Source organism: Streptomyces sp. BK208 (assembly GCF_004364245.1).
Taxonomy (GTDB): domain Bacteria; phylum Actinomycetota; class Actinomycetes; order Streptomycetales; family Streptomycetaceae; genus Streptomyces.
Genome location: NZ_SOAV01000005.1, coordinates 275,345 through 298,533 on the forward strand (window position 1 = coordinate 275,345; position 23,189 = coordinate 298,533).

The following is a 23,189-nucleotide window of genomic DNA, read 5'->3' on the forward strand; positions in this document are numbered from 1 at the left end:
CGTCCCTACGCCCCGAGCATCCCGGTCCACAGGTCGGGGAAGTCGGGCAGGGTCTTGGCGGTCGTCGCCACGTTCTCGATCTGCACCCCCTCGACCGCGAGGCCGAGGACGGCACCGGCGGTGGCCATGCGGTGGTCCTCGTAGGTGTGGAAGACGCCGCCGTGCAACGGGCGCGGGCGGATGTGCAGACCGTCGGCGGTCTCGGTGACGTCCCCGCCGAGTTCGTTGATCTCCTTGGTGAGCGCGGCCAGCCGGTCCGTCTCGTGCAGACGCAGGTGGGCCACGCCGCGCAGGGTCGAGGGGGAGTCCGCGAGGGCGGCGACGGCCGCGATGCCCGGGGTCAGCTCGCCGACCTCGCTCAGGTCGACGTCGATGCCGTGGATCGCGCCCGAACCGGTGAACACGAGCCCCGCGTCCGTCAGTTCGCAGGAGCCGCCCATCTCGGTGAAGATCTCGCGCAGCCGGTCACCGGGCTGGGTGGTGCGGGACGGCCAGTCGGGGACGACCACCTTGCCGCCGGTCACCAGCGCCGCCGCCAGGAACGGCTGGGCGTTGGACAGGTCCGGCTCGATCGTCAGGTCCCGGCCCAGCAGCGCACCCGGCGTGACCCGCCAGACGTTCGGCTCGCCACCGGACTCGGGGGTGTCGACCTGGGCGCCGACCGCGCGCAGCATGTCGACGGTCATCCGGATGTGCGGCATGGACGGCAGCGCGGAGCCCGTGTGACGCACCTCGACGCCCTGGTTGAAGCGCGGGCCGGACAGCAGCAGGGCGCTGACGAACTGCGAGGAGGACGACGCGTCGATCTCGACCGGACCGCCCTCCAGCGCGCCGCTGCCGTGCACGGTCAGCGGCAGCGCGCCGCGCCCGTCGTCGTCGATGCGGGCACCGAGCACGCGCAGCGCGTCGATCACACCGTGCAGCGGACGCTCGTACGCGCGCGGGTCGCCGTCGAAGCGGACGGCGCCGTCCGCCAGCGCGGCGACCGGCGGCAGGAAACGCATCACCGTGCCGGCGTTGCCGACGTCGACCGTGGCCGGCCCGCGCAGGCCCGCGGGCAGGACCCGCCAGAACTCGCCGGTGCCCTCGGGACCGACACCCTCCTCGATCTCGATGCCCAGCGTGCGCAGCGCCTCGGCCATCAGCAGCGTGTCGCGCGAGCGCAGCGGGCGGCGCAGCCAGCCGGGCTCGGAGGCGAGGGCGGCCAGCACCAGGGCGCGGTTGGTGACCGACTTGGACCCGGGCACGTGGACGGTCGCGACGACGGCTCCGCTCGCATGCGGGGCGGGCCAGAGGGCGGTGTGCGCGGGGTTCACGGTCATGGGCCCCACTTTAATGGCTGAGGACGACCGGAGATCTTGATCAAAAGCGGCGAAACCTGACCGAAAACGCAACACCGCACGTGCCGCGCATATATGCGCAGACGCGAGCCGCCCCGCGCTGCCGCGCTGCTCCGGGCCTCACAGCTCCAGCAGCCAGCGCCCCCCGCCGACCAGCGAGCACAGCGACACCGCGTGGAACAGGAAGAACCACACCCCCGCCGGCGCGTGGGTCAGCCGCGCCAGCTGGTCCGCGTCCGAGTCCCCGGCGGCGCCCCGCGCCCGCTTGGCCTGCAGCTCGAAGGCCGGACGGACCCCGCCGAGCAGCAGGAACCACACCACCGCGTACGCGAACGCCGCCTGCACCTGCGGTCCGGCCAGCCAGGACACCAGGACGAACGTGCCGCCGGTGACCACCACCGTCAGCACCCCGTACGCGTTGCGGATCATCACCAGCAGGGCCACGAGCAGCGCCGTCGCCGCCCACAGCAGCAGCGTGATGCGGCCCGCGGCCAGCAGCGCGGCGCCGCCGAGGCCGAGCAGCGGCGGAGCGGTGTAGCCGGCGACCGCGGTGAGGATCATGCCGACGCCGTGCGGCTTGCCCCGGCTCACCGTCAGGCCGCTGGTGTCCGAGTGCAGCGTGATGCCGGTCAGGGTGCGGCCGGTGAGCAGGGCCACGAGCCCGTGACCGCCCTCGTGCGCGATGGTGATCGCGTTGCGGGCTATCCGCCAGGGCCGGTGCGGCACGACCACGACCAGCGCCGCCACCAGGGTCGCGACCACCACCCACAGGTCGGGATCGCTCTGTGTGCCGGAGACCTCGTCCCACAGGGAGGGGAGCGCGGTCGTTGCGAGGTGGTCCATGTTCGGTGAGGGCTCCTCGTGTCTGCGCGGGGTCTGGCAGTCTGGCACGTATGTGCGGACGGTATGCGGCGAGTCGTGGACCCGAGGATCTCGCGGGGATCTTCGAGATCGAGAAGTGGGAGCCCGAGGAGAGCCTGGAACCCGACTACAACGTGGCGCCCACCAAGGAGGTCTACGCCGTCCTCGACCGCCCTCTGAAGGACGCCGAGGACCCCGACCCGGTTCGCCAGCTGCGGAAGCTGAAGTGGGGCCTCGTCCCGTCCTGGGCCAAGACGCCCGAGGGCGGTGCCCGGATGATCAACGCCCGTGCGGAGACCGTCCACGAGAAGCCCTCCTACCGCCGTGCCTTCAGCACCCGGCGCTGCATCCTGCCCGCCGACGGCTACTACGAGTGGGTCACCGGCAAGCAGGAGCGGGACCTGGAGGTCGAGGGACGCAAGAAGCGGCCGCGCAAGCAGCCGTACTTCGTCACCCCGGCCGACGGGTCGGTGTTCGCCATGGCCGGCCTCTACGAGTTCTGGCGGGACAAGACGCTGCCGGACGACCACCCGCAGGCCTGGTGGGTGACATGCTCGGTGATCACCACCGAGGCGGAGACCGCGCCGCTCGCCGTCGCCCCGGCCGACGGCCCGCACGCCCTGGCCGACATCCACCCCCGGATGCCCCTGATGCTGACGCCGGACCGCTGGGACGACTGGCTCGACCCGGCGCGGACCGACCCCGACGAGCTGACCTCCCTGCTGGCGCCCCCGCCCGCCGGCCTGATGCGGGCCTTCCCGGTCTCCACGGCCGTGAGCAACGTCCGCAACAACGGGCCGGAGCTGCTCAAGGAGCTCGACGCACCGGAAGAGGGCACACTCTTCTGACGTGACCAGCGAGCCCAGCGAGACCACTGTGACCAGCGAGACCGCCGACACCGACGCCGGACCCGCCCGCATCACCTGGCACCCGGCGGAGAACCCCCGCCTCGTGCTGGCCCTGAGCCACGGCGCCGGCGGCGGCATCGAGGCACGCGACCTGCGCGCGCTGGCGGCCGCACTGCCCGCGCACGGGGTGAGCGTCGCCCTCGTGGAGCAGCCCTGGCGGGTGGCCGGCAAGAAGCTGGCGCCCGCGCCGAAGACCCTGGACACCGGCTGGCGGGGCGTCTGGCCCGCGCTCACCGCGCCCGGCCTCCCGCTGATCGCGGGCGGGCGCAGCGCCGGCGCCCGCGTCGCCTGCCGCACCGCGCGCGAACTGGGCGCCCACGCCGTCCTCGCCCTCGCCTTTCCCCTGCATCCGCCGGGCAAGCCGGAGAAGTCCCGCGCGGACGAGCTGCTCGGGGCCGGGGTGCCCACCCTCGTGGTCCAGGGCGGCAACGACCCCTTCGGCAGGCCGCCGGAGTTCCCCGAGGCGCCCGAGGGGACCTACGACCTGGTCGAGGTGCCGTACGCGGACCACGGCTTCGCCGTGCCCAAGCGGGCCGGCATCACCCAGGAGCAGGCGCTGGCGCTGATCACCGACGGTGTCCTGAAGTGGACCGGCTCACTCGGCTGAACGCCCGGGAATGACCGGCGTGCGCTCACTGTTGTGCCGTGCGTACGTTGCTGGGAATCAGCACCGACGCCGTAGGAGAGGAAGTCCGCCGCATGGGTTCAGCCTTCTGCCCGAGTCGCAGCCGTGTCGACCTGGACTGGACCGTGCTGCACGCTGCCAAGACCGCCCCCCTCCGGACGGCTGGCGGAGCGGATCGGCAAGCCGCTCCGGCCGCAGGTCGTCTATCCTCCGATTCGGGTGAGACCGGTCTCGGTTTCACGACGTCACTGGAGGAGGTGGGTCCGGTCACTGGGACCGACGCAGGGACCGAACACGGCCAGGCGGAGCAGCCCGAGGGCCGGGGTGCGGGAGCGGAGTCGACCGCGGAGCGCAGCGCGCGCTTCGAGCGGGACGCGCTGGAGTTCCTCGACCAGATGTACTCGGCCGCGCTGCGTATGACGCGTAATCCGGCCGACGCCGAGGACCTGGTGCAGGAGACCTACGCCAAGGCGTACGCGTCCTTCCACCAGTTCCGTGAGGGCACCAACCTCAAGGCGTGGCTGTACCGCATCCTCACCAACACCTTCATCAACTCGTACCGCAAGAAGCAGCGCGAACCCCAGCGCAGCGCGGCCGAGGAGATCGAGGACTGGCAGCTCGCGCGAGCCGAGTCGCACATGTCGACGGGTCTGCGCTCCGCGGAGTCGCAGGCGCTCGACCACCTGCCCGACTCGGACGTGAAGCAGGCGCTCCAGGCGATCCCCGAGGAATTCCGTATCGCCGTGTATCTGGCGGACGTCGAGGGCTTTGCCTACAAGGAGATCGCGGACATCATGGGGACACCCATCGGTACGGTGATGTCCCGGCTGCACCGTGGACGCCGTCAGCTGCGCGGCATGCTGGAGGACTACGCCCGCGACCGCGGCCTGGTCCCCGCCGGCGCCGGAGAGTCGAACGAAGCGAAAGGCTCGGGGTCATGAGCTGCGGAGAGCCGCACGAGACGGATTGCAGCGAAATCCTCGATCATCTCTACGAGTTCCTCGACAAAGAGATGCCGGACTCGGACTGCGTGAAGTTCGAGCACCACTTCGAGGAGTGCTCGCCCTGCCTGGAGAAGTACGGGCTGGAGCAGGCCGTGAAGAAGCTGGTCAAGCGGTGCTGCGGCCAGGACGACGTGCCGGGTGACCTGCGGGCCAAGGTCATGGGACGGCTGGATCTCATCCGGTCGGGGCAGTCCGTTCCGGAACACGACGTGACGGCCGCGCCGTCGGCTCCGCGGGAGTCCTGACCCGCCCGCACACCCCCGGTGTGCCGAGCCGTCCGGACACCCTGAGCGTGCCGAGTCACGCCCAAGTCACTCGTACGTGCTAATCCGCGGGTTATCTGCCCGCGGCCTCCCCTCCCCGCCCTAGGCTCCGAGCCTCACAGACGTGGCCGGGGAGGGGCTCATGAAGGCGGTACCGGCACGCGCGCGTGCGTACGTCGTGTGCGTCACCCTCGCCGCCCTGCTCTGCCTGCGACCGCTGCCGACCGTGCGCGCCCCCTGGGGGGCGGTGCTGCTGCTGGCCGGGCTGTACGCGGGCTCCGAGCTGGTCGCGAGGTCCCGGTTCGTCGGGACCTGCTACCCCGTCCTGCTCGCCGGAGCCTTCCTGCTGCCGCCGCCCGCCGCGGCGCTCGTGGCACTGCCCGGGGCACTGCTGTCCCCGGTGCCGCGGCGGCCGTCTGGCATGCGGCGCGTCTGGCGGGCCGCGCAGCTGGCCCTCGCGGTATGGGCCGCCGCCTGCGTCCACTGGCGGCTCGGCGGCCGGGACGCGGTCGTCGAGGCCGAGTTCCCCCACGCCCTCGTGCCGGCCGGAGCCGCGGTCCTCGCGTTCTGCCTGGTGCTCACCGTCCTGGACGGCGGCATCCTCACCCTCGCCGACCGCGTGCCGCCCAGGCGGGCCTGGCGGGGGTCGTTCTCCCGGTCGCTCGCGCCGATCGCCGTGCACGGGCTCGCCGGGCTGATGATGGCCGTCCTGTGGCGCAGCCCGTACGGTCCGGTGGCCGCGCTGCTCGTCCTGCTGCCGATGTGCGTGGCCTGGTGGGCCTTCGCCCAGTACCACCGCGAGCGGGCCGCCCACCAGGCGACCATCCGTGCCCTGGTGCAGGCCGTCGACATCAAGGACGGCTACACGCGCGGCCACAGCGAACGCGTCGGCCAGGCCTCCATGATGATCGCCCGCGAGCTGGGCATGGACGACGAGCGCGTCGAGACCCTCCGTTTCGCGGGCATCCTGCACGACGTGGGCAAGCTCGGCGTGCCCACCCGGCTGCTGCGCAAGGACGGGCCGCTCACGCCCGAGGAACGGCGGGTGATCGAGCTGCACCCCGAGTACGGGCACGAGATGGTGCGCGGGATCCGCTTCCTGGGAGAGGCCCGTGCCGCCGTCCTGCACCACCACGAACGGCTGGACGGCAGCGGCTACCCCTACGGCCTGGTCGGCGACCGGATCCCCGAGTCGGCCCGGGTGGTGGCCGTCGCCGACGCCTTCGACGCGATGACGTCCACCCGCTCCTACAGCAGGGCCCGCCCCGTCGCCGCGGCGCTGGAGGAGCTACGGCGGTGTGCCGGCGCGCAGTTCGACCCCCGGATGGTGCGGGCGCTGATCCACGCCCTCGGGCGTCACGGCTGGCGCCCGTCGGTGACGGCGGACGGCACCCCCACCCTCCCCGGCACCCCGCTGCCCGGCCCCGGCGGAGGCACGCGGGACAGCGTCGGCAGGGGGGCGCCGTGAGGGGCGCGGGACGACCGGCGCGGTGCGGCCGTGTCCGGAGGAAAGGGTCCGGCGGGGAGCCGGAGAGGAGGGGCGTCGTGGTGGGGGATCTGCGTGCGTGGACCGGTGACGGGGTGCCGGCCGCGTGCGGCGGGGCGTGGCGGGGGCGGGCCGTGAGGGGCTCGGGACGACCGGCGCCATACGGCCGTGTCCGGAGGTCAGGGCGCGGCGGAGGGGCCGGGCGGAGGGCCGTGGTGGCGGACGTCGCGCCGGGCGCGATGACCGCCCCAGGGGCGCGGGGAACTGCGCGACCAGCCAGAAACCCCCCGCACCCGGCAACGAAACGGCTCTCGGCGGCCCCGTGCGGCGCGGTCGCCACCCTGCTACGCCGGGTGGCGACCCGCCCCCCGCGGGGCCGGAAGGTGTGCACGGAACAAAGGCGCCGGCCGGAGGCCGCGGGGCGTGGCGGGCGTGCGGGCGGAGGTGCAACGTGACGCCTCCGGAGCCACGCGTCCCGACCCCCGCCCCGCCACCGCCGGGGCGGGAGCGCACCCTCTCGTCGCCGGGAGACGGGGGGAGGCGCCGGTCCCCGTTCCCCGCCCCGGCTGCCGGACTGCTCGTCCCCGGGTGCGCCGGGCTCGTCGCGCTCGGGTGCCTGGCCTCCGTGCTCGCGACGGGTCCCGTGCAGCGGCACGTCGCGCTCGCCTTCGGGGGCCTCGTCGTCCTCGGCGAACTGACCCGCAGGACCGGTGCCGAGGTCCGCGAGGCCGCTCCGCTCGGGGCCGCGGGCGCGCTGGCCTACGCGCTGCTCGGCGACGTCCGCGGGCAGCCCGCGCAGCACGGCGTCGCCCAGACCGTCACCGTCGTGCTCGCCGCCTCCCTGCTCGGCAGCGTGCCCTACGTGGCCCGGGGCAGCGGACCGGTCCTCGACCACCTGGCGCGGCGCGTGCTCACCGTCGCCTTCGCCGCCGTGTGCTTCCAGCCCCTGTCCGGTCAGGGCGCCTTCCGGGACTGGAGCGGCCCCGCCTACGCGCCGCTGCTGCTCGCGCTGCTCGCCCTGACCACCCTGTGCGACGCCGTCCTCGCCGCCGCGCCCGCCCACGCGCGCACCGGGTGGCCGTTCGGCCCGCTGCTGCGGGAGGAACTGCGCGGCATGGTCGGCATCACCTCGGCGGTGTGCGCGACCGGCGCGGTGATGGCGCTCGCGGTGAGCGTCGCGGGCCTGTGGGCGCTCCCCGTCTTCTGCGTGCCACTGCTGCTCGCCCAGCTGTCCTACCGCCGGTACGCGGCCGTCCGGGCCACCTACCGGCAGACCATCGCCTCCCTGGCCCGTGCCACCGAGATCGCCGGGTACACCCCGACCGGGCACGCCCACCGCGTCGCCGGGCTCGGCGTGGCCGTCGGCCGGGAGCTGGGGCTTTCCGGGGCCGAGCTGACCGTGCTGGAGTACGCCGCCCTCATGCACGACATCGGCCAGCTGAGCCTGGTCGACCCGGTCCCGGCGGGGGCCACCGCGGACCTGCCGGTCTCCGAACAGCGGCGGATCGCGCTGCTCGGCGGAGCCGTCGTCCGCCAGACCGGCGTCGACGCGGCGGTCGCGGTGGTGGTGGAGCGGCAGGCCGACCCCTGCCGGGAGCAGCCCGTCGCCGCGCGGATCGTGCGCGTCGTGAACGCCTACGAGGAGAAGGCGCGGGACGCGGGACCGGGCGGGGTCCTGACGGCCCTGGAGGAGCTGCGCCTGGCCACCGCGGGCGACTACGCTCCCGAGGTCGTGGAAGCGCTGGCCCGGGTCCTTGCCCGGAGCAGCCTTAGCGAGCCCTCGGCTGGGTAACCCATGGGTAATGAGCGCCTCCGCAGCCGTACGTGGTTTGATGCCCGGGAGAGGGTGTCCGGGGGCGCGAAAGGCACAGCCAGCCCACTGAACGGAACTGGCAGGCGGGAATCGTGAGGATCTTCGGCAAGGCACGGCACCGGCCCTCCGCCTCCTGGCGGCAGGCCACCGACCGCGCGTTCACGCTCATCGGCGACGGTCGCTACGAGGACGCGGGTGCGCTGCTGACGCGGGCGGCGGACCTGGAGCCCTGGCTGTCGGAGTCCTGGTTCAACCTGGCGCTGCTGCACAAGTTCCGGCACGACTGGGAGCAGGCGAGGGCGGCCGGTCTGAGGGCCGTCGCCCTGCTCGACCGCGACACCGGCGCCCCCGACTGGTGGAACGTCGGCATCGCCGCGACCGCCCTGCAGGACTGGCCGCTGGCCCGCCGGGCCTGGCAGGCCTACGGGCTGCGCACCCCCGGGGACGCCACGGACGCCGGGGAGCCGCTCGGCATGGACCTCGGCAGCGCCGCCGTACGGCTGTCGCCGGAGGGCGAGGCCGAGGTGGTGTGGGGGCGGCGGCTCGACCCCGCCCGCGTCGAGGTGCTGTCCATCCCGCTGCCGTCGTCCGGGCGGCGCTGGGGCGAGGTCGTCCTGCACGACGGCGTGCCGCACGGGGAGCGGACGACCTCGGCGGGGCCCTCCTACCCGGTCTTCGACGAGATCGAGCTGTGGGCGCCGTCACCCGTTCCCACCTGGGTGGTCCTCCTGGAGGCCGCCACCGAGGCCGACCGGGACGCCCTGGAGCAGCTGGCCGCCGACGCCGGGTTCGCCGCCGAGGACTGGTCGTCCTCGGTCCGGCTGCTGTGCCGGACGTGCTCGGAGTCCCGGATGCTGTCCGACGAGGGCGAGGGCGAGCACCTCGATCCGCACGACCACAGCGAACCCGGGCACCCGGGGCCTCTGGGGCACCGCACCGACGGTCAGCAGTGGGTGCCGGAGCGGGAGTGCGGGGTGGCCGCGCCGGCCGGGCTGGTGAAGGGGCTGCTGGACGGGTGGGTGGCCGACAGCCCGGACTCCCGTGACTGGCGGGATCTCGAAGAGGTCTGCTGAGGCCGTTCTGCCGAGGCCGGTCCCCTGCCCCCTTCGCGCCGTCGCCGCGTCGCCCCGTCGTCCGCCGTCGTGGCCGGTCGCGCCCGGGCGGTCCCTCGCATACCGGCACAGACCCGGGCCACCGCGGGGGCCCGCTCCCCGTACCCTGTACCAGGCATCAACCCCTGTTTCATCCAGGAAGGCATACGTCGGTCATGGCCCAGCAGGACACCGATCAGCAGCACCCGGGCGTGCTCCCCGTGGACGACGAGGGGTTCGTCGTCGACACCGAGGACTGCGAGGAGCGCGAGGCCGACTGGCGCGGGCGCGGCACCTCACGTCCGATCACGGTGGTCGGCAACCCGGTGCTGCACAAGGAGTGCGAGGACGTCACCGACTTCGGCGAGGAGTTCCAGCAGCTGGTGGCCGACATGTTCGCCAGCCAGCGCACCGCCGAGGGCGTGGGACTGGCCGCCAACCAGATCGGCGTCGCCAAGAAGGTCTTCGTCTACGACTGCCCCGACGACGAGGGCGTCCGCCACGTCGGCGTGGTCTGCAACCCCCGGCTCGTCGAACTGCCCGCCGACCGGCGCCGCCTGGACGACAGCAACGAGGGCTGCCTGTCCGTGCCGACCGCCTACGCGCCGCTCGCCCGCCCCGACTACGCCGAGGTGACCGGGCAGGACGAGAAGGGCAACCCCGTCAAGGTGCGCGGCACCGGGTACTTCGCACGGTGTTTGCAGCACGAGACGGACCACCTGTACGGGTACCTGTACATCGACCGGCTCTCCAAGCGCGAACGCAAGGACGCCCTGCGGCAGATGGCCGAGAACGAGCCCCGCTACCCCGTGGTCGCGAACGACTGACGCAGCCCCACGGGTCACACATCTCCCGCGCGCACGGCGCCTGTTCGGGTTCCGCCCGAGCGGGCGCCGTTCGTCCGTTCGGGGTGTCCGTGCACACGTCTGTGCGCGCGCCCGTGCGCGTCGAAGGAAAGCCGACACACAACAGGAGGATTCCGGCACCCAGGGGTAGTGAATGGAGCAAATCCGTTCCCAGAACGGTCAGTTGTGGTGCTGAATGGGAAGTGCGGGGATACGCAACGGCGCACGCCCCGCTCGGCGGGAGGGGTGCGCCACCGGCGGCTGAGAGGGGTTTGTTCGTGCATGCTTTCCCACACGGCACCACAACGACACCGACCGCGATCGCAGTACCACCATCGCTCCGTCTTCCGGTGATCGAGGCGGAATTTCCCCGGCAGCTGCACCCGTATTGGCCCAGGCTCCAGGAGGCCACCCGCGCGTGGCTGCTCGAAAAGCGGCTCATGCCGCCGGACAAGGTCGAGGAATATGCCGACGGCCTGTGCTACACGGACCTCATGGCGGGGTACTACCTGGGCGCCCCCGACGAGGTCATGCAGGCGATAGCGGACTACAGCGCGTGGTTCTTCGTCTGGGACGACCGGCACGACCGCGACATCGTCCACGGCCGGTCCGGTGCCTGGCGCCGACTGCGCGGCCGCCTGCACGCGGCACTCGACTCACCGGGGGACCACCTGCACCACGAGGACACGCTGGTGGCCGGGTTCGCCGACAGCGTGCGGCGGCTCTACGCCTTCCTGCCGGCCACCTGGAACGCCCGGTTCGCCCGGCACTTCCACGCGGTGATCGAGGCGTACGACCGCGAATTCCACAACCGCACGCGCGGAATCGTGCCCGGCGTGGAGGAGTACCTCGAGCTGCGCCGGCTCACGTTCGCGCACTGGATCTGGACCGACCTGCTGGAGCCGAGTTCCGGCTGTGAACTCCCGGACGCCGTGCGGAAACACCCGGCATACCGCCGGGCGGCGTTGCTCAGTCAGGAATTCGCCGCCTGGTACAACGACCTCTGCTCACTCCCCAAGGAGATAGCGGGCGATGAGGTCCACAATCTCGGAATCAGTCTCATCACCCATCATTCACTCACGCTGGAGGAATCCGTCGCAGAAGTCCGGCGCCGCGTCGAGGAATGCATCAACGAATTCCTGGACGTGGAACGGGACGCGTTACGGTTCGCCGACCGGCTCGCCGACGGGACCGTGCGCGGAAAGGAACTGAGCGGCGCCGTACGGGCCAACGTCGGCAATATGCGGAACTGGTTCAGTTCCGTCTACTGGTTCCACCACGAGTCCGGCCGGTACATGGTCGACAGCTGGGACGACCGGTCCACGCCCCCGTACGTCAACAACGAAGCGGCAGGTGAGAAATGACCGTCGAATCCGTCCATCCCGAAACCCGCGCACCACAGGCACCCGACCTGCGCGAGCCGCCCGTCGCGGGCGGCGGCGTGCCGCTGCTCGGCCACGGCTGGCGGCTGGCCCGCGATCCGCTGGCCTTCATGTCCCAGCTGCGCGACCACGGCGACGTCGTGCGCATCAAGCTCGGCCCCAAGACCGTCTACGCGGTCACCGACCCGGAGCTGACCGGCGCCCTCGCGCTCAGCCCCGACTACCACATCGCCGGCCCGCTGTGGGAGTCGCTGGAGGGCCTGCTCGGCAAGGAGGGCGTGGCGACCGCCAACGGCCCGCTCCACCGCCGCCAGCGGCGCACCATCCAGCCGGCCTTCCGGCTCGACGCGATTCCCGCGTACGGGCCGATCATGGAGGAGGAGGCGCACGCGCTCACCGAGCGCTGGCGGCCGGGGGAGACCGTCGACGCCACCTCCGAGTCCTTCCGGGTCGCCGTGCGCGTCGCCGCCCGCTGCCTGCTGCGCGGGCAGTACATGGACGAGCGGGCCGAGCGGCTGTGCGTGGCGCTCGCCACCGTCTTCCGGGGCATGTACCGGCGCATGGTGGTGCCGCTCGGACCGCTGTACCGGCTGCCGTTTCCGGCCAACCGCCAATTCAACAACGCTTTGGCCGATCTGCATCTCCTGGTGGACGAGATCATCGCCGAGCGCAGGGCATCCGGTCAAAAGCCGGACGATTTGCTCACGGCATTGCTGGACGCGAAGGACGACAATGGCGACCTCATCGGGGAACAGGAGATCCACGACCAGGTGGTCGCGATACTGACCCCCGGAAGCGAAACCATCGCGTCCACGATCATGTGGTTGCTCCAGGCACTTGCCGACCATCCGGAACATGCCGACCGCATACGCGACGAAGTCGAAGCGGTCACCGGCGGGCGCCCGGTCGCATTCGAGGACGTCCGCAAGCTCACGCACACCGGCAATGTCATAGTCGAGGCCATGCGTTTGCGCCCCGCCGTATGGGTTTTGACGCGGCGTGCGGTGGCCGAGACCGAACTCGGTGGCTATTGCATTCCGGCCGGTGCGGACATCATCTACAGTCCGTACGCAATCCAGCGCGATCCGAAGTCGTACGACGACAACCTGGAGTTCGACCCCGACCGGTGGCTTCCGGAACGCGCGAAGGACGTCCCGAAGTACGCCATGAAGCCGTTCAGCGCGGGCAAGCGGAAGTGCCCCAGCGACCACTTCTCGATGGCTCAGCTCACGCTGATCACGGCCGCGCTCGCCGCGAAGTACCGCTTCGAGCAGGTGACGGGCTCCAGCGACGCGGTCCGTGTCGGCATCACGCTGCGCCCGCACGACCTGCTGGTCAGGCCCCTGGCGCGGTGACCCCTCCGGGGCGGATCAGGCGGCCGCCTCCGGACCCCGGAAGGTGCGCCGGTAGGCGTGCGGCGTGGTGCCCAGGGCCCGGACGAACTGGTGCCTCAGGGCCGCCGCCGTGCCGAACCCGGTGCGCCAGGCGATCGCGTCCATCGTCTCGTCCGTCGCCTCCAGCAGACGCTGGGCCAGCAGCACGCGCTGGCGCAGGATCCAGCGGTAAGGGGTCGTGCCGGTCTCCTGCTGGAAGCGGCGGGCGAAGGTGCGCGGGGACATGTGCGCCCGGGCCGCGAGCTGCTCGACGGTGACCTCCTCGTCGAGGTGCTGCTCCATCCAGGCCAGCACCTCGCCGACGGTGTCGCAGGAGGAGCGCGGCAGCGGCCGCTCGATGTACTGCGCCTGTCCGCCGTCCCGGTGCGGCGGCACCACCATCCGCCGGGCGATGCGGTTGGCGACCTCGGGGCCCTGCTCCTTGCGCACGATGTGCAGGCAGGCGTCGATGCCCGCGGCGGTCCCGGCGGACGTGATCACCGGGTCCTCGTCGACGTAGAGCACGTCCGGCGCGACCTCGGCGCGCGGGTACTGCCGGCGCAGCTCGGCGGCGTGGTGCCAGTGCACCGCGCAGCGCCGCCCGTCCAGCAGGCCGGCGGCGCCCAGCACGAAGACGCCGGAGCACACGCTCAGCACGCGCGTGCCCCGGTCCGTCGCCCTGCGCAGGACCTCCAGCAACTCGGGCGGGTACTCCCGGCGGACGAAGTCGCTGCCCGCCGGCACCGCGATCAGGTCCGCCTCCTCCAGCCGGTCGAGTCCGTACGGCGTGGAGACGGTCAGGCCGCCGACGTGGGTGCCCAGCGTGGGGCCCTCCGCGGAGACCACCGCGAAGTCGTACTCCGGCAGGCCCTCGTCGCTCCGGTCGGTGCCGAAGACCTCGCAGATCACGCCCAGTTCGAAGGGATGCGCGCCGTCCAGCAGGACGGCGGCCACGTTGCGCAGCATGCCGCCAGTGTGCCTCGGAAGTGGCAGGAAATCGAGGCCCTACGGCAGTCCTGCCACTCCCGGTAAGGAGCATCCGGCGCGACAGTGGTGTCATGACCGGAAACCAGATCGAAGGCCTTGTCGGAATGCTCGCGACCGTCGGACTCCTCGTCCTCATGGTCCTTCCCTCGGTGATCGGCGTCGTGCGCGACAAGCGCGTCGACCGGCAGATCAGGGAGGCCCAGGAGAGGAGGAGCCAGAGGAAGGAGACCCAGCAGACCCGGCAGCCCGCGAAGACGCGGAGGACTCAGAAGTCCTCCGACAGGTCGACGGTGCCCTCCACCGCCACCTGGTACGCCGAGGGGCGCCGCTCGAAGAAGTTGGTCAACTCCTGAACCCCCTGCAGCTCCATGAAGGAGAAGGGGTTCTCGGAGCCGTAGACCGGGGCGAAGCCGAGCCGGGTCAGACGCTGGTCGGCCACGCACTCCAGGTACTGCCGCATCGAGTCGGTGTTCATGCCCGGGAGGCCGTCACCGCACAGGTCGCGCGCGAACTGCAGCTCGGCCTCGACGGCCTCCCTGAGCATGTCGGTGACCTGCTCCCCGAGCCGCTCGTCGAACAGCTCCGGCTCCTCCTTGCGGACGGTGTCGACGACGTCGAACGCGAAGGACATGTGCATGGTCTCGTCCCGGAACACCCAGTTGGTGCCGGTGGCCAGACCGTGCAGCAGACCCCGGCTGCGGAACCAGTAGACGTAGGCGAAGGCGCCGTAGAAGAACAGACCCTCGATGCACGCGGCGAAGCAGATCAGGTTCAGCAGGAAACGGCGCCGGTCGGCCCGGGACTCCAGGCGGTCCATCGACTCCACCGAGTCCATCCACCGGAAGCAGAACTCGGCCTTCTCCCGGATGGAGGGGATGTTCTCCACGGCCGCGAACGCGGCGGCACGGTCCTCCGGGTCGGGCAGATAGGTGTCCAGAAGGGTCAGGTAGAACTGGACGTGGACGGCCTCCTCGAAGAGCTGCCGGCTCAGGTACAGCCGCGCCTCGGGGGAGTTGATGTGCTTGTACAGCGTCAGCACCAGGTTGTTCGCCACGATCGAGTCACCGGTGGCGAAGAAGGCCACCAGCCGGCCGATCAGGTGCTGCTCCTCGGGGCTGAGCCTCGCCAGGTCGGCGACGTCCGAGTGGAGGTCGACCTCCTCGACGTGCCAGGTGTTCTTGATGGCGTCCCGGTAGCGCTCGTAGAAGTCCGGGTAGCGCATCGGGCGCAGGGTCAGCTCGAAGCCCGGGTCGAGCAGGTTCTTCGTGACGCGGTTCGAAGCGTTCGCGGGGTTCGCGGGGGTCTCGGTGGTCATTACTGGCAGGCCTCGCAGGACTCGGGGTTCTCCAGGGAGCAGGCGACCGCCTCGGGGTCCGGGGCGGCCTGCACGGGGACGGTGGTGGCGCGGGCCGCGGCGCGGGCGATGCGCGTCGCCGGGCGTGAACGCAGGTAGTACGTGGTCTTCAGGCCCTGCTTCCAGGCGTACGCGTACATCGAGGAGAGCTTCCCGATGGTCGGCGTCTCCAGGAACAGGTTGAGGGACTGCGCCTGGTCGAGGTACGGGGTGCGGGCGGCGGCCATGTCGATCAGGCCGCGCTGCGGGATCTCCCAGGCGGTGCGGTACAGCGCGCGCACGTCCTCGGGGATCCAGGAGAAGCCCTGCACCGATCCGTTCGCCTCGCGCAGCGCCTCACGGGTGCGCGCGTCCCACACGCCGAGCCGCTTGAGGTCGTCCACCAGGTACGAGTTGACCTGGAGGAACTCACCGGACAGCGTCTCGCGCTTGAACAGGTTGGACACCTGCGGCTCGATGCACTCGTAGACACCGGCGATGGAGGCGATGGTCGCGGTCGGCGCGATCGCCAGGAGCAGCGAGTTGCGCAGCCCGGTCGTCGCCATGCGGGCGCGCAGCGCGGCCCAGCGCTCCGGCCAGGCGGGCTCGACGCCGTAGTGGTCCGGGTGCAGCACGCCCTGTGCCGTACGGGTCTTGTCCCAGGCCGGGGCGGGGCCGTCGCGCTCGGCGAGGTCGGCGGAGGTCTCGTACGCGGCGAGCATGATCCGCTCGGCGATGCGGGTGGACAGGGCCTTCGCCTCGGGCGAGTCGAAGGGCAGGCGCAGCTGGAAGAAGACGTCCTGCAGGCCCATCGCGCCGAGCCCGACCGGGCGCCAGCGGGCGTTGGAGCGGCCCGCCTGCTCGGTCGGGTAGAAGTTGACGTCGACGACCCGGTCCAGGAAGGTCACGGCGGTGCGGACGGTGGCGTCCAGGCGCTCCCAGTCGATGTCGCCCGCCGTCCGGTCGACGAGCGCGCCGAGGTTGACCGAGCCGAGGTTGCAGACCGCCGTCTCCCCGTCGTCCGTGACCTCCAGGATCTCCGTGCAGAGGTTGGAGGAGTGGACGACGTGGCCGGGGGTCGCGGTCTGGTTGGCCGTGCGGTTGGCGGTGTCCTTGAAGGTCATCCAGCCGTTGCCGGTCTGCGCCAGGGTGCGCATCATGCGGCCGTACAGCTCACGGGCGGGCAGCGTCCTGCGGGCGAGCCCCGCCTCCTCCGCCCTGCGGTACGCGGCGTCGAACTCCTCGCCCCACAGATCGGTCAGCTCCGGCACGTCGGCGGGGGAGAACAGCGACCAGGACCCGTCGGCGTCCACGCGGCGCATGAACTCGTCCGGGATCCAGTGCGCCAGGTTCAGGTTGTGCGTACGGCGGGCGTCCTCACCGGTGTTGTCCCGCAGCTCCAGGAACTCCTCGACGTCCGCGTGCCAGGTCTCCAGGTAGACCGCCGCGGCGCCCTTGCGCCGGCCGCCCTGGTTCACCGCGGCCACCGAGGCGTCCAGCGTCTTCAGGAACGGGACGATGCCGTTGGAGTGCCCGTTGGTGCCGCGGATCAGCGAACCGCGGGAGCGGACGCGGGAGTAGGCGATGCCGATGCCGCCGGCGTGCTTGGACAGGCGGGCCACCTGGTGCAGGCGGTCGTAGAGGGAGTCCAGTTCGTCCTTGGGGGAGTCCAGGAGGTAGCAGGACGACATCTGGGCGTGCCGGGTGCCGGAGTTGAAGAGGGTGGGGGAGGAGGGCAGGTAGTCGAGGCGGCTCATCAGACCGTAGAGCGCGGCGACCTCGTCCACCGACCGGGCGGTGTCGTCCTCGGCGAGTCCGGCGGCGACCCGCAGCAGGAAGTGCTGGGGCGTCTCGACGGCCTTGCGGGTGATCGGATGGCGCAGCAGGTAGCGGCTGTACACGGTGCGCAGCCCGAAGTAGCCGAAGCGGTCGTCGGCGTCCGGGTCGACCAGCGCGTCCAGGCGGTCGCCGTGCAGCCGGACGAACGCGGCGGTGCGGTCGGCGATCAGGCCCTCGCGGTGCCCGGTGGCGACCGCGTCGGTGAAGGCGACGACACCCTGCGAGGCGGCCTCGTCGCGGATGCCGATGGTCAGCAGCCGGGCGGCCAGCCGGGAGTAGACCGGGTCCTCGGAGATCAGCCCGGCGGCCGCCTCCGTGGCCAGCTCGCGCAGCTCGGCCTCGTCGGCGCGGGCGGACCGGCCGCGCAGCGCGGCGGCGGCCACCCGTCCGGGATCGGCGCTCGGGAGGTCGGCGGTGAGCCCGGTCAGGGTCCGCAGCAGGGCGGCACCGGGTCCGTCGGATTCCCCGGTCGCCGTCACCGGGGTCGCTGAAGCCGGATCGGCTGGCGCGATGGTCACGTGGAGCACTCCCTCGCTCGGCACGGGGCCTGGGGGAGGGCAGGGGGCGGCACGAGCGCGCACGGCGTCGCGTCCACCGGCCCACTCCACGAGGCCCGGACGTCATGGCGCCCGGGCCGGTTCGGCCGGGCGCACCGTCGGCAGGTCCTCGGACTGGACAGGCGTGCGCGCACGTGCGAAGACGTACGGATGCACGCAAGTACACCGTTGCGGGACAGTTCCGGATTCGCACCGGATTCCCCTGCGGCGACAGCGAGCACGAGCATACATCTAGTGCCGGGCTCCGCCGGCACCCCCAGATGTTGTGTCCGGCCGCAGTGCCCGGGCGTCGCGCCGGTTCGGTGTCAGAGCGTCAGCCGGTAGGTGAGCAGCGTCATGCCGTCCAGCTCCGGAAGCGGGTTCCAGTCGCGGTCGGGCGTGCGCACGAAACCCAGGCGCTCGTAGAGGCGGTGGGCGGAGCGCATGGCGAGCTGGGTCGACAGCACGACGCCCGTGCACCCCTCGACGGACCGTGCCCGGTCGAGGCAGGCCCGCACGAGGGCCTCACCGGCCCCGCGGCCGCGTGCCGGGCGGGAGACGGCGAGCATGCGTATCTCGGCCTCGCCGGGCCGCGCGATGTCCGCCATGGGGCCGCCCGAGGGCACGAAGGTGACGCCGCCGAGCACCTGGTCGTCCGCCGCGGCGACCAGCACCTGCGCGGCCGCCGCCCGCTTGCCCACGTTCCTCAGCTCACCGAGGTAGGTGTCGTCATCCCCGAAGTCGAGGAGGCCGTCCCGGAGATAGGCCTGTGCCGTGATCTCGCCGAGGATGTCGTACTCGTCGGCCGCCACCGGCCGGATCGCGAAGTCCATGCGCCCGAGTGTGCCCCACGGACACGACGGCGGGCCGCCGGATTTCTCCGACGGCCCGCCTCGAAGCCGGACTCCGGCCGGGGTCAGTGCGAGCTGCCCGCCGTGGCCGGCGGCAGTTCCACCTGGACACCGGGGTCTCCGGCGTCCGCCGTGTAGTCGGCCGGGCTGGTCTCGTCCACGCCGTCGGGCGCCTTGAGGGCCCTCAGGACGAAGGTCAGGACCACGGCGACCACGACGTTCAGCACGAAGGCGGTGAGACCGATGTAGCCGATCTCGCCGATGCCGGGAATCTCGTCGGAGGAGCCGCCGAAGTGCTTCTGCGTCGGCGAGGCCACGCCGTAGGCGGCGACCGTGCCGTAGACCATGCCGACCGCCCAGCCGCCGAGCAGCGCCCAGCGGTGGAACCAGCGGGTGAACAGGCCGCCGACCAGGGCCGGGAAGGTCTGCAGGATCCAGATGCCGCCCAGCAGCTGGAAGTTGATCGCGACGGTCTTGTCCATGCCCAGGACGAAGATCAGCGCGCCCACCTTCACCAGGAGCGACACCAGCTTGGAGACCTTGGTCTCCTGCTGCGGCGTGGCGTCCGGTTTGATGAAGTCCTTGTAGATGTTGCGGGTGAAGAGGTTCGCGGCCGCGATCGACATGATCGCCGCCGGGACCAGGGCGCCGATGCCGATGGCCGCGAAGGCCACGCCCGCGAACCAGTCCGGGAACATGTTCTCGAACAGCTGCGGGATCGCCAGCTGGCCGTTCTCCACCTTGACCCCGGCCGCGATCGCCATGAAGCCCAGCAGCGCGAGCAGGCCCAGCATCAGCGAGTACAGCGGCAGGATCGTGGTGTTGCGCCGGATCACCTCACGGCTGCGCGAGGACAGCGTGGCGGTGATCGAGTGCGGGTACATGAAGAGCGCGAGGGCCGAGCCGAGCGCCAGGGTCGCGTACGTCCACTGGCCTCCCGCGTCCGGCACCACCCCGCCCTTGCCCGCCGCGGTGAACTTGTCGCTCGCCGACGCGAAGATGTCGTCGAAGCCGCCCAGCTTGATCGGGATGTAGATGATCGCCACCGCGATCACGATGTAGATCAGCGTGTCCTTCACGAACGCGATCAGCGCGGGCGCGCGCAGTCCGGAGGAGTAGGTGTACGCCGCCAGCACGCCGAAGGCGATCAGCAGCGGCAGGTCCTTGACGAACCAGTTGGTGTCCTCGCCGCCGCCGACGCCCATCACGTCCAGGACGGCCTGGATGCCGACCAGCTGGAGCGCGATGTACGGCATCGTCGCCAGGATGCCGGTGACGGCGACCGCCAGCGACAGGCCCTTGGAGCCGAACCGGCCGCGCACGAAGTCCGAGGTCGTCACGTACCCGTGCTTGTGCGAGACCGACCACAGGCGGGGCAGGAAGGTGAAGATCAGCGGGTAGACCAGGATCGTGTACGGCACCGCGAAGAAGCCGGACGCGCCCGCCGCGTAGATCGCCGCCGGGACGGCCACGAAGGTGTACGCGGTGTACAGGTCGCCGCCCAGCAGGAACCAGGTGACCCAGGTGCCGAACGAGCGGCCGCCGAGGCCCCACTCGTCGAGGCTGTGCTCGTTCTCGGCCCGGCGCCAGCGCGCGGCCAGGAAGCCCATGGCGGTGACGAGGACGAAGAAGAAGATGAAGACGGCGAGTGCGACGCCGTTCACGCCGTCGTTCATCGCGGCTCACCGCCCTTCGGGGTGGAGGCGGCGGCGGAGTGGGCGGCACGTCCGCGCTGGTCGCGCTGCCACAGCTGGTACGCGATCACCGTCAGCACCGTGGAGATCAGCACCCAGGCCATCTGGTACCAGTAGAAGAAGGGGATGCCGATGAACGTCGGGTCGGACTTCGCGTACGAACCGACCCACAGCATGGCGACGAACGGTGCGACGAGGCAGAGCCCGATGACGACGCGCACCGGCGTCACCACCGGTTCTCTGCTCGCTCCTGTGTCTTCTGGCATGCGCGGCTCCGTCCCCTCGCTGATCACCTCGTGCAGTGCGCACGAAATGTAGGTGACGGTGTCAAGACAGCGGAAGACCTCGTCCGTATATCGGTCCTCAACTGCAATCTCGCGCCCGCGCGCGGGAGCCTATGCCGGGTATGCCCTAGTCCTGCGGGCGCTTGAGGCGGGCCACGAACTTGTAGCGGTCGCCCCGGTACACCGAGCGCACCCATTCCACCGGCTGACCGGTGCGGTCCTGCGAGTGCCGGGAGAGCATCAGCATCGGCAGGCCGACGTCGGTGCCGAGCAGGCCGGCCTCGCGCGGGGTGGCGAGGGAGGTCTCGATGGTCTCCTCGGCCTCGGCGAGGTGGACGTCGTACACCTCGGCGAGCGCGGTGTAGAGGGACGTGTACTTCACCAGGGAGCGGCGCAGCGCCGGGAAGCGCTTCGCGCTGAGGTGGGTGGTCTCGATCGCCATCGGCTCGCCGTTGGCCATGCGCAGCCGCTCGATGCGCAGCACCCGGCCGCCGGCCGTGATGTCCAGCAGCCCGGCGAGCCGGTCGTCGGCGGTGATGTAGCCGATGTCCAGCAGCTGCGAGGTGGGTTCGAGGCCCTGGGCCCGCATGTCCTCGGTGTACGACGTGAGTTGCAGCGCCTGCGACACCTTGGGCTTGGCGACGAAGGTGCCCTTGCCCTGGATGCGCTCCAGGCGGCCCTCGACGACCAGCTCCTGCAGGGCCTGGCGCACGGTCGTGCGCGAGGTGTCGAACTCGGCGGCCAGGGTGCGCTCGGGCGGGACCGGCGTGCCCGGCGTCTGGGTCCGGGTCATGTCGAGCAGATGCTTCTTCAGACGGTAGTACTTGGGCACGCGCGCGGTACGGACGGTCGCCCCACCCTCGTTCTCCGCACTGCTGACGTCGGTGCTCATGCTCTGCCTTCCCGGCTCCGGGTGCCGAAGCGACCGCTATCCCTGTCGGCCACGGCTCACATCGTGGCACGGCTTCGTGCCGGGATGGCCCCGCACGCTCCGTGATCCCTTCTGTATACCCGGGGGAACACCCTTGGTCTAGTCCACAGGTGCGCCGGACACCGCTGGTACGCGCGTGCGAAGCCCTGTCGGCGCGCCCTTCGACGGCCGGTGGTACACCCGGTCCCGGTCCGCCCGATCTGTCGCTTGCGCAATGAAAGGTCCCTGCATATCTCGGTCCCATCACGGACGGACTGACGGAGTTTGAACACCCTTGACAGTCCTATTGGTCTGGGCCAAGCTCCCGGTACTGGTCTACACCATTGGTCCAGGTCCCGGCCCCATGGGCGGTCCGCGTCGACGAGCAACCGCGGGGAGGCAGGGGGGTTGTGTGGCATCCCTGAGGAGGATGGCGTGAAGCGCAAGCTTATAGCCGCGATCGGTATCGCGGGCATGATGGTCTCGATCGCCGCATGCGGGGGCGACAGCGACGACGGTGACAAGAAGGCCGGGGCCGACGGGTACGCCGGTGAGACGCTCACCGTGTGGGTGATGGACGGTTCCTCGCCGGACGACTGGCAGGCGGACCTCACCAAGGAGTTCGAGGCGAAGACCAAGGCCAAGGTCAAGTTCGAGATCCAGAAGTGGAACGGCATCCAGCAGAAGCTGACCACCGCCCTGTCCGAGGAGAACCCGCCCGACGTCTTCGAGATCGGCAACACCCAGACCCCGGCCTACGCCAAGACCGGCGGCCTCGCCGACCTGAGCGACCTCAAGGGCGAGATCGGCACCGACTGGTCCGAGTCCCTCAACAAGTCCGCCGTCTTCGAGGGCAAGCAGTACGCGGCCCCGTGGTTCGTGGTCAACCGCGTCGTCGTCTACAACAAGAAGGTCTGGGCGGACGCGGGCATCAAGGAACTGCCCAAGACCCGCGACGAGTTCTACAACGACCTCAAGACCATCGGCGACAAGACCGACGCCGAGCCGATCTACCTGCCCGGCCAGAACTGGTACCACTTCGTGGGCCTGGTCATCGGCGAGGGCGGCGAACTGGTCAAGAAGGACGGCGACAAGTACGTCTCCAACCTGTCCGACCCGAAGGTCGCCGCGGCCACCGAGACCTACAAGAAGTTCCAGGCCCTCTCCAAGGCCCCCAAGGACAAGGACGAGGCCACCCCGCAGCAGGGTGAGATCTTCGCCAAGGGCAAGACCGGCGCGTTCATCGGCATGGGCTGGGAAGGTGCCACCGCGATCGCCACCAACCCGGCGATCGAGAAGGACCTCGGCTACTTCACCATCCCGGGCCCCGCGGCCGACAAGCCCGAGGGCGTCTTCCTCGGCGGCTCCAACCTGGCCGTCGCCGCGGGCAGCAAGAAGCAGGACCTCGCCAAGGAGTTCCTGAAGCTCGCGCTCTCCGACAAGTACGAGGGCGGCCTGGCCAAGGCCAACGGCGTCATCCCGAACAAGGAGGCGCTGCAGAGCAACCTGAAGGGCAACGCCGCCGCCGAGGCCGCCGCGCCGGCCGCCGGAACCGGTGACACCACGCCGCTCATCCCGGAGTGGGCCGCGGTCGAGAACGACCCGAACCCGATCAAGACGTACCTGACGGCCGTCATGAAGGGGAAGTCCCCGGCCGAGGCCGCCAAGCAGGTCGAGGGCGAGTTCAACAAGCGCCTGGCACAGCAGCAGTAGCACCGGGTGGACCGGGGCGGGGACCGGCACAGGACGGTCCCCGCCCCGGCG

General features: G+C 71.3%; 21 protein-coding genes and 1 riboswitch. Of the genes, 12 read left to right on the plus strand and 9 right to left on the minus strand.

Features of this window, described 5'->3' with window-relative positions; translation table 11 throughout:
• Window positions 1–5: 5 nt before the first annotated feature.
• A complete protein-coding gene (aroA, locus tag EV562_RS14865; RefSeq protein WP_133887271.1) occupies window positions 6–1,322 on the minus strand; it encodes a 3-phosphoshikimate 1-carboxyvinyltransferase in 1,317 nt (438 codons plus the stop codon).
• A gap of 138 nt (window positions 1,323–1,460) precedes the next feature.
• Window positions 1,461–2,183, minus strand: coding sequence for a M50 family metallopeptidase (locus EV562_RS14870; RefSeq protein ID WP_133887272.1), 723 nt, complete (start codon window positions 2,181–2,183; stop codon window positions 1,461–1,463).
• A 50-nt stretch (window positions 2,184–2,233) separates the two neighbouring features.
• Between EV562_RS14870 and EV562_RS14875 the strand changes: the two genes are divergently transcribed.
• The 10 genes from EV562_RS14875 to EV562_RS14920 all read left to right on the plus strand — a co-directional run bounded on the left by EV562_RS14875 (window position 2,234) and on the right by EV562_RS14920 (window position 12,973).
• Window positions 2,234–3,049: an SOS response-associated peptidase gene (locus EV562_RS14875; RefSeq protein ID WP_133887273.1), complete on the plus strand. Its 816-nt coding sequence runs from the start codon at window positions 2,234–2,236 to the stop codon at window positions 3,047–3,049.
• A 1-nt stretch (window position 3,050) separates the two neighbouring features.
• The gene (locus tag EV562_RS14880) at window positions 3,051–3,716 is read left to right on the plus strand and encodes an alpha/beta family hydrolase (protein WP_166661794.1); all 666 of its coding nucleotides are present in this window, start codon (window positions 3,051–3,053) and stop codon (window positions 3,714–3,716) included.
• 275 nt (window positions 3,717–3,991) lie between these two features.
• Window positions 3,992–4,675 carry an RNA polymerase sigma factor SigR gene (sigR, locus tag EV562_RS14885; protein WP_121749131.1) on the plus strand — a complete coding sequence of 228 codons (684 nt, stop codon included), beginning with the start codon at window positions 3,992–3,994 and terminating at the stop codon, window positions 4,673–4,675.
• Window positions 4,672–4,983: a mycothiol system anti-sigma-R factor gene (gene rsrA, locus EV562_RS14890; protein ID WP_133887274.1), complete on the plus strand. Its 312-nt coding sequence runs from the start codon at window positions 4,672–4,674 to the stop codon at window positions 4,981–4,983. Before sigR ends, rsrA begins: the two co-directional genes overlap by 4 nt.
• Before the next feature lie 160 nt (window positions 4,984–5,143).
• Window positions 5,144–6,469 (plus strand): HD-GYP domain-containing protein, encoded by a 1,326-nt coding sequence (locus EV562_RS14895; RefSeq protein ID WP_133887275.1) that lies wholly within the window; start codon window positions 5,144–5,146, stop codon window positions 6,467–6,469.
• Between the two features lie 634 nt (window positions 6,470–7,103).
• Window positions 7,104–8,279, plus strand: a complete 1,176-nt coding sequence (locus EV562_RS14900) for a metal-dependent phosphohydrolase (RefSeq protein ID WP_243860066.1) — start codon at window positions 7,104–7,106, stop codon at window positions 8,277–8,279.
• A 113-nt stretch (window positions 8,280–8,392) separates the two neighbouring features.
• Complete coding sequence (locus EV562_RS14905; RefSeq protein WP_133887276.1) at window positions 8,393–9,373, plus strand: hypothetical protein; 981 nt, start codon at window positions 8,393–8,395, stop codon at window positions 9,371–9,373.
• A 194-nt stretch (window positions 9,374–9,567) separates the two neighbouring features.
• Complete coding sequence (gene def, locus EV562_RS14910) at window positions 9,568–10,218, plus strand: peptide deformylase (protein ID WP_133887277.1); 651 nt, start codon at window positions 9,568–9,570, stop codon at window positions 10,216–10,218.
• Between the two features lie 296 nt (window positions 10,219–10,514).
• On the plus strand, window positions 10,515–11,600 hold the full coding sequence (gene cyc1 / locus EV562_RS14915) for an epi-isozizaene synthase (RefSeq protein WP_133887278.1): 1,086 nt from the start codon (window positions 10,515–10,517) through the stop codon (window positions 11,598–11,600).
• Window positions 11,597–12,973 (plus strand): cytochrome P450, encoded by a 1,377-nt coding sequence (locus EV562_RS14920; RefSeq protein WP_133887279.1) that lies wholly within the window; start codon window positions 11,597–11,599, stop codon window positions 12,971–12,973. The genes cyc1 and EV562_RS14920 overlap by 4 nt, the downstream gene beginning before the upstream one ends.
• A gap of 15 nt (window positions 12,974–12,988) precedes the next feature.
• Here EV562_RS14920 and EV562_RS14925 read toward each other — a convergent pair whose 3' ends face one another.
• Window positions 12,989–13,957: a helix-turn-helix domain-containing protein gene (locus tag EV562_RS14925; RefSeq protein ID WP_133887280.1), complete on the minus strand. Its 969-nt coding sequence runs from the start codon at window positions 13,955–13,957 to the stop codon at window positions 12,989–12,991.
• Between the two features lie 92 nt (window positions 13,958–14,049).
• On the opposite strand from EV562_RS14925, the gene EV562_RS14930 reads away from it, so the two are divergent.
• Window positions 14,050–14,331, plus strand: coding sequence for a hypothetical protein (locus EV562_RS14930; RefSeq protein ID WP_133887281.1), 282 nt, complete (start codon window positions 14,050–14,052; stop codon window positions 14,329–14,331).
• Here EV562_RS14930 and EV562_RS14935 read toward each other — a convergent pair.
• The 6 genes from EV562_RS14935 to EV562_RS14960 all read right to left on the minus strand — a co-directional run bounded on the left by EV562_RS14935 (window position 14,244) and on the right by EV562_RS14960 (window position 21,407).
• On the minus strand, window positions 14,244–15,293 hold the full coding sequence (locus tag EV562_RS14935) for a ribonucleotide-diphosphate reductase subunit beta (RefSeq protein WP_133887282.1): 1,050 nt from the start codon (window positions 15,291–15,293) through the stop codon (window positions 14,244–14,246). The genes EV562_RS14930 and EV562_RS14935 overlap by 88 nt on opposite strands.
• Window positions 15,293–17,668 (minus strand): ribonucleoside-diphosphate reductase subunit alpha, encoded by a 2,376-nt coding sequence (locus EV562_RS14940; protein WP_133887283.1) that lies wholly within the window; start codon window positions 17,666–17,668, stop codon window positions 15,293–15,295. The genes EV562_RS14935 and EV562_RS14940 overlap by 1 nt, the downstream gene beginning before the upstream one ends.
• Window positions 17,669–17,789: 121 nt before the next feature.
• A riboswitch (cobalamin riboswitch) is annotated at window positions 17,790–17,951 on the minus strand.
• A gap of 61 nt (window positions 17,952–18,012) precedes the next feature.
• Window positions 18,013–18,519 (minus strand): GNAT family N-acetyltransferase, encoded by a 507-nt coding sequence (locus EV562_RS14945; RefSeq protein WP_133887284.1) that lies wholly within the window; start codon window positions 18,517–18,519, stop codon window positions 18,013–18,015.
• A gap of 83 nt (window positions 18,520–18,602) precedes the next feature.
• Window positions 18,603–20,213, minus strand: coding sequence for a sodium:solute symporter family protein (locus EV562_RS14950; RefSeq protein ID WP_133887285.1), 1,611 nt, complete (start codon window positions 20,211–20,213; stop codon window positions 18,603–18,605).
• Window positions 20,210–20,497, minus strand: coding sequence for a DUF3311 domain-containing protein (locus EV562_RS14955; RefSeq protein ID WP_166661796.1), 288 nt, complete (start codon window positions 20,495–20,497; stop codon window positions 20,210–20,212). The genes EV562_RS14950 and EV562_RS14955 overlap by 4 nt, the downstream gene beginning before the upstream one ends.
• A gap of 145 nt (window positions 20,498–20,642) precedes the next feature.
• On the minus strand, window positions 20,643–21,407 hold the full coding sequence (locus EV562_RS14960; protein WP_003973740.1) for a GntR family transcriptional regulator: 765 nt from the start codon (window positions 21,405–21,407) through the stop codon (window positions 20,643–20,645).
• 453 nt (window positions 21,408–21,860) lie between these two features.
• Between EV562_RS14960 and dasA the strand changes: the two genes are divergently transcribed.
• Window positions 21,861–23,138 (plus strand): N,N'-diacetylchitobiose ABC transporter substrate-binding protein DasA, encoded by a 1,278-nt coding sequence (gene dasA, locus EV562_RS14965; RefSeq protein WP_133887287.1) that lies wholly within the window; start codon window positions 21,861–21,863, stop codon window positions 23,136–23,138.
• Window positions 23,139–23,189: the final 51 nt, after the last annotated feature.

What these genes read in the sequence shown, in the direction of transcription:
- aroA (WP_133887271.1), bottom strand. Translation starts at nt 1,322, where the DNA reads ATGACCGTGAACCCCGCGCACACCGCCCTCTGGCCCGCCCCGCATGCG.
- EV562_RS14870 (WP_133887272.1), bottom strand. Translation starts at nt 2,183, where the DNA reads ATGGACCACCTCGCAACGACCGCGCTCCCCTCCCTGTGGGACGAGGTC.
- EV562_RS14875 (WP_133887273.1), top strand. Translation starts at nt 2,234, where the DNA reads ATGTGCGGACGGTATGCGGCGAGTCGTGGACCCGAGGATCTCGCGGGG.
- rsrA (WP_133887274.1), top strand. Translation starts at nt 4,672, where the DNA reads ATGAGCTGCGGAGAGCCGCACGAGACGGATTGCAGCGAAATCCTCGAT.
- EV562_RS14895 (WP_133887275.1), top strand. Translation starts at nt 5,144, where the DNA reads ATGAAGGCGGTACCGGCACGCGCGCGTGCGTACGTCGTGTGCGTCACC.
- def (WP_133887277.1), top strand. Translation starts at nt 9,568, where the DNA reads ATGGCCCAGCAGGACACCGATCAGCAGCACCCGGGCGTGCTCCCCGTG.
- EV562_RS14920 (WP_133887279.1), top strand. Translation starts at nt 11,597, where the DNA reads ATGACCGTCGAATCCGTCCATCCCGAAACCCGCGCACCACAGGCACCC.
- EV562_RS14925 (WP_133887280.1), bottom strand. Translation starts at nt 13,957, where the DNA reads ATGCTGCGCAACGTGGCCGCCGTCCTGCTGGACGGCGCGCATCCCTTC.
- EV562_RS14930 (WP_133887281.1), top strand. Translation starts at nt 14,050, where the DNA reads ATGACCGGAAACCAGATCGAAGGCCTTGTCGGAATGCTCGCGACCGTC.
- EV562_RS14935 (WP_133887282.1), bottom strand. Translation starts at nt 15,293, where the DNA reads ATGACCACCGAGACCCCCGCGAACCCCGCGAACGCTTCGAACCGCGTC.
- EV562_RS14945 (WP_133887284.1), bottom strand. Translation starts at nt 18,519, where the DNA reads ATGGACTTCGCGATCCGGCCGGTGGCGGCCGACGAGTACGACATCCTC.
- EV562_RS14950 (WP_133887285.1), bottom strand. Translation starts at nt 20,213, where the DNA reads ATGAACGACGGCGTGAACGGCGTCGCACTCGCCGTCTTCATCTTCTTC.
- EV562_RS14955 (WP_166661796.1), bottom strand. Translation starts at nt 20,497, where the DNA reads ATGCCAGAAGACACAGGAGCGAGCAGAGAACCGGTGGTGACGCCGGTG.
- EV562_RS14960 (WP_003973740.1), bottom strand. Translation starts at nt 21,407, where the DNA reads ATGAGCACCGACGTCAGCAGTGCGGAGAACGAGGGTGGGGCGACCGTC.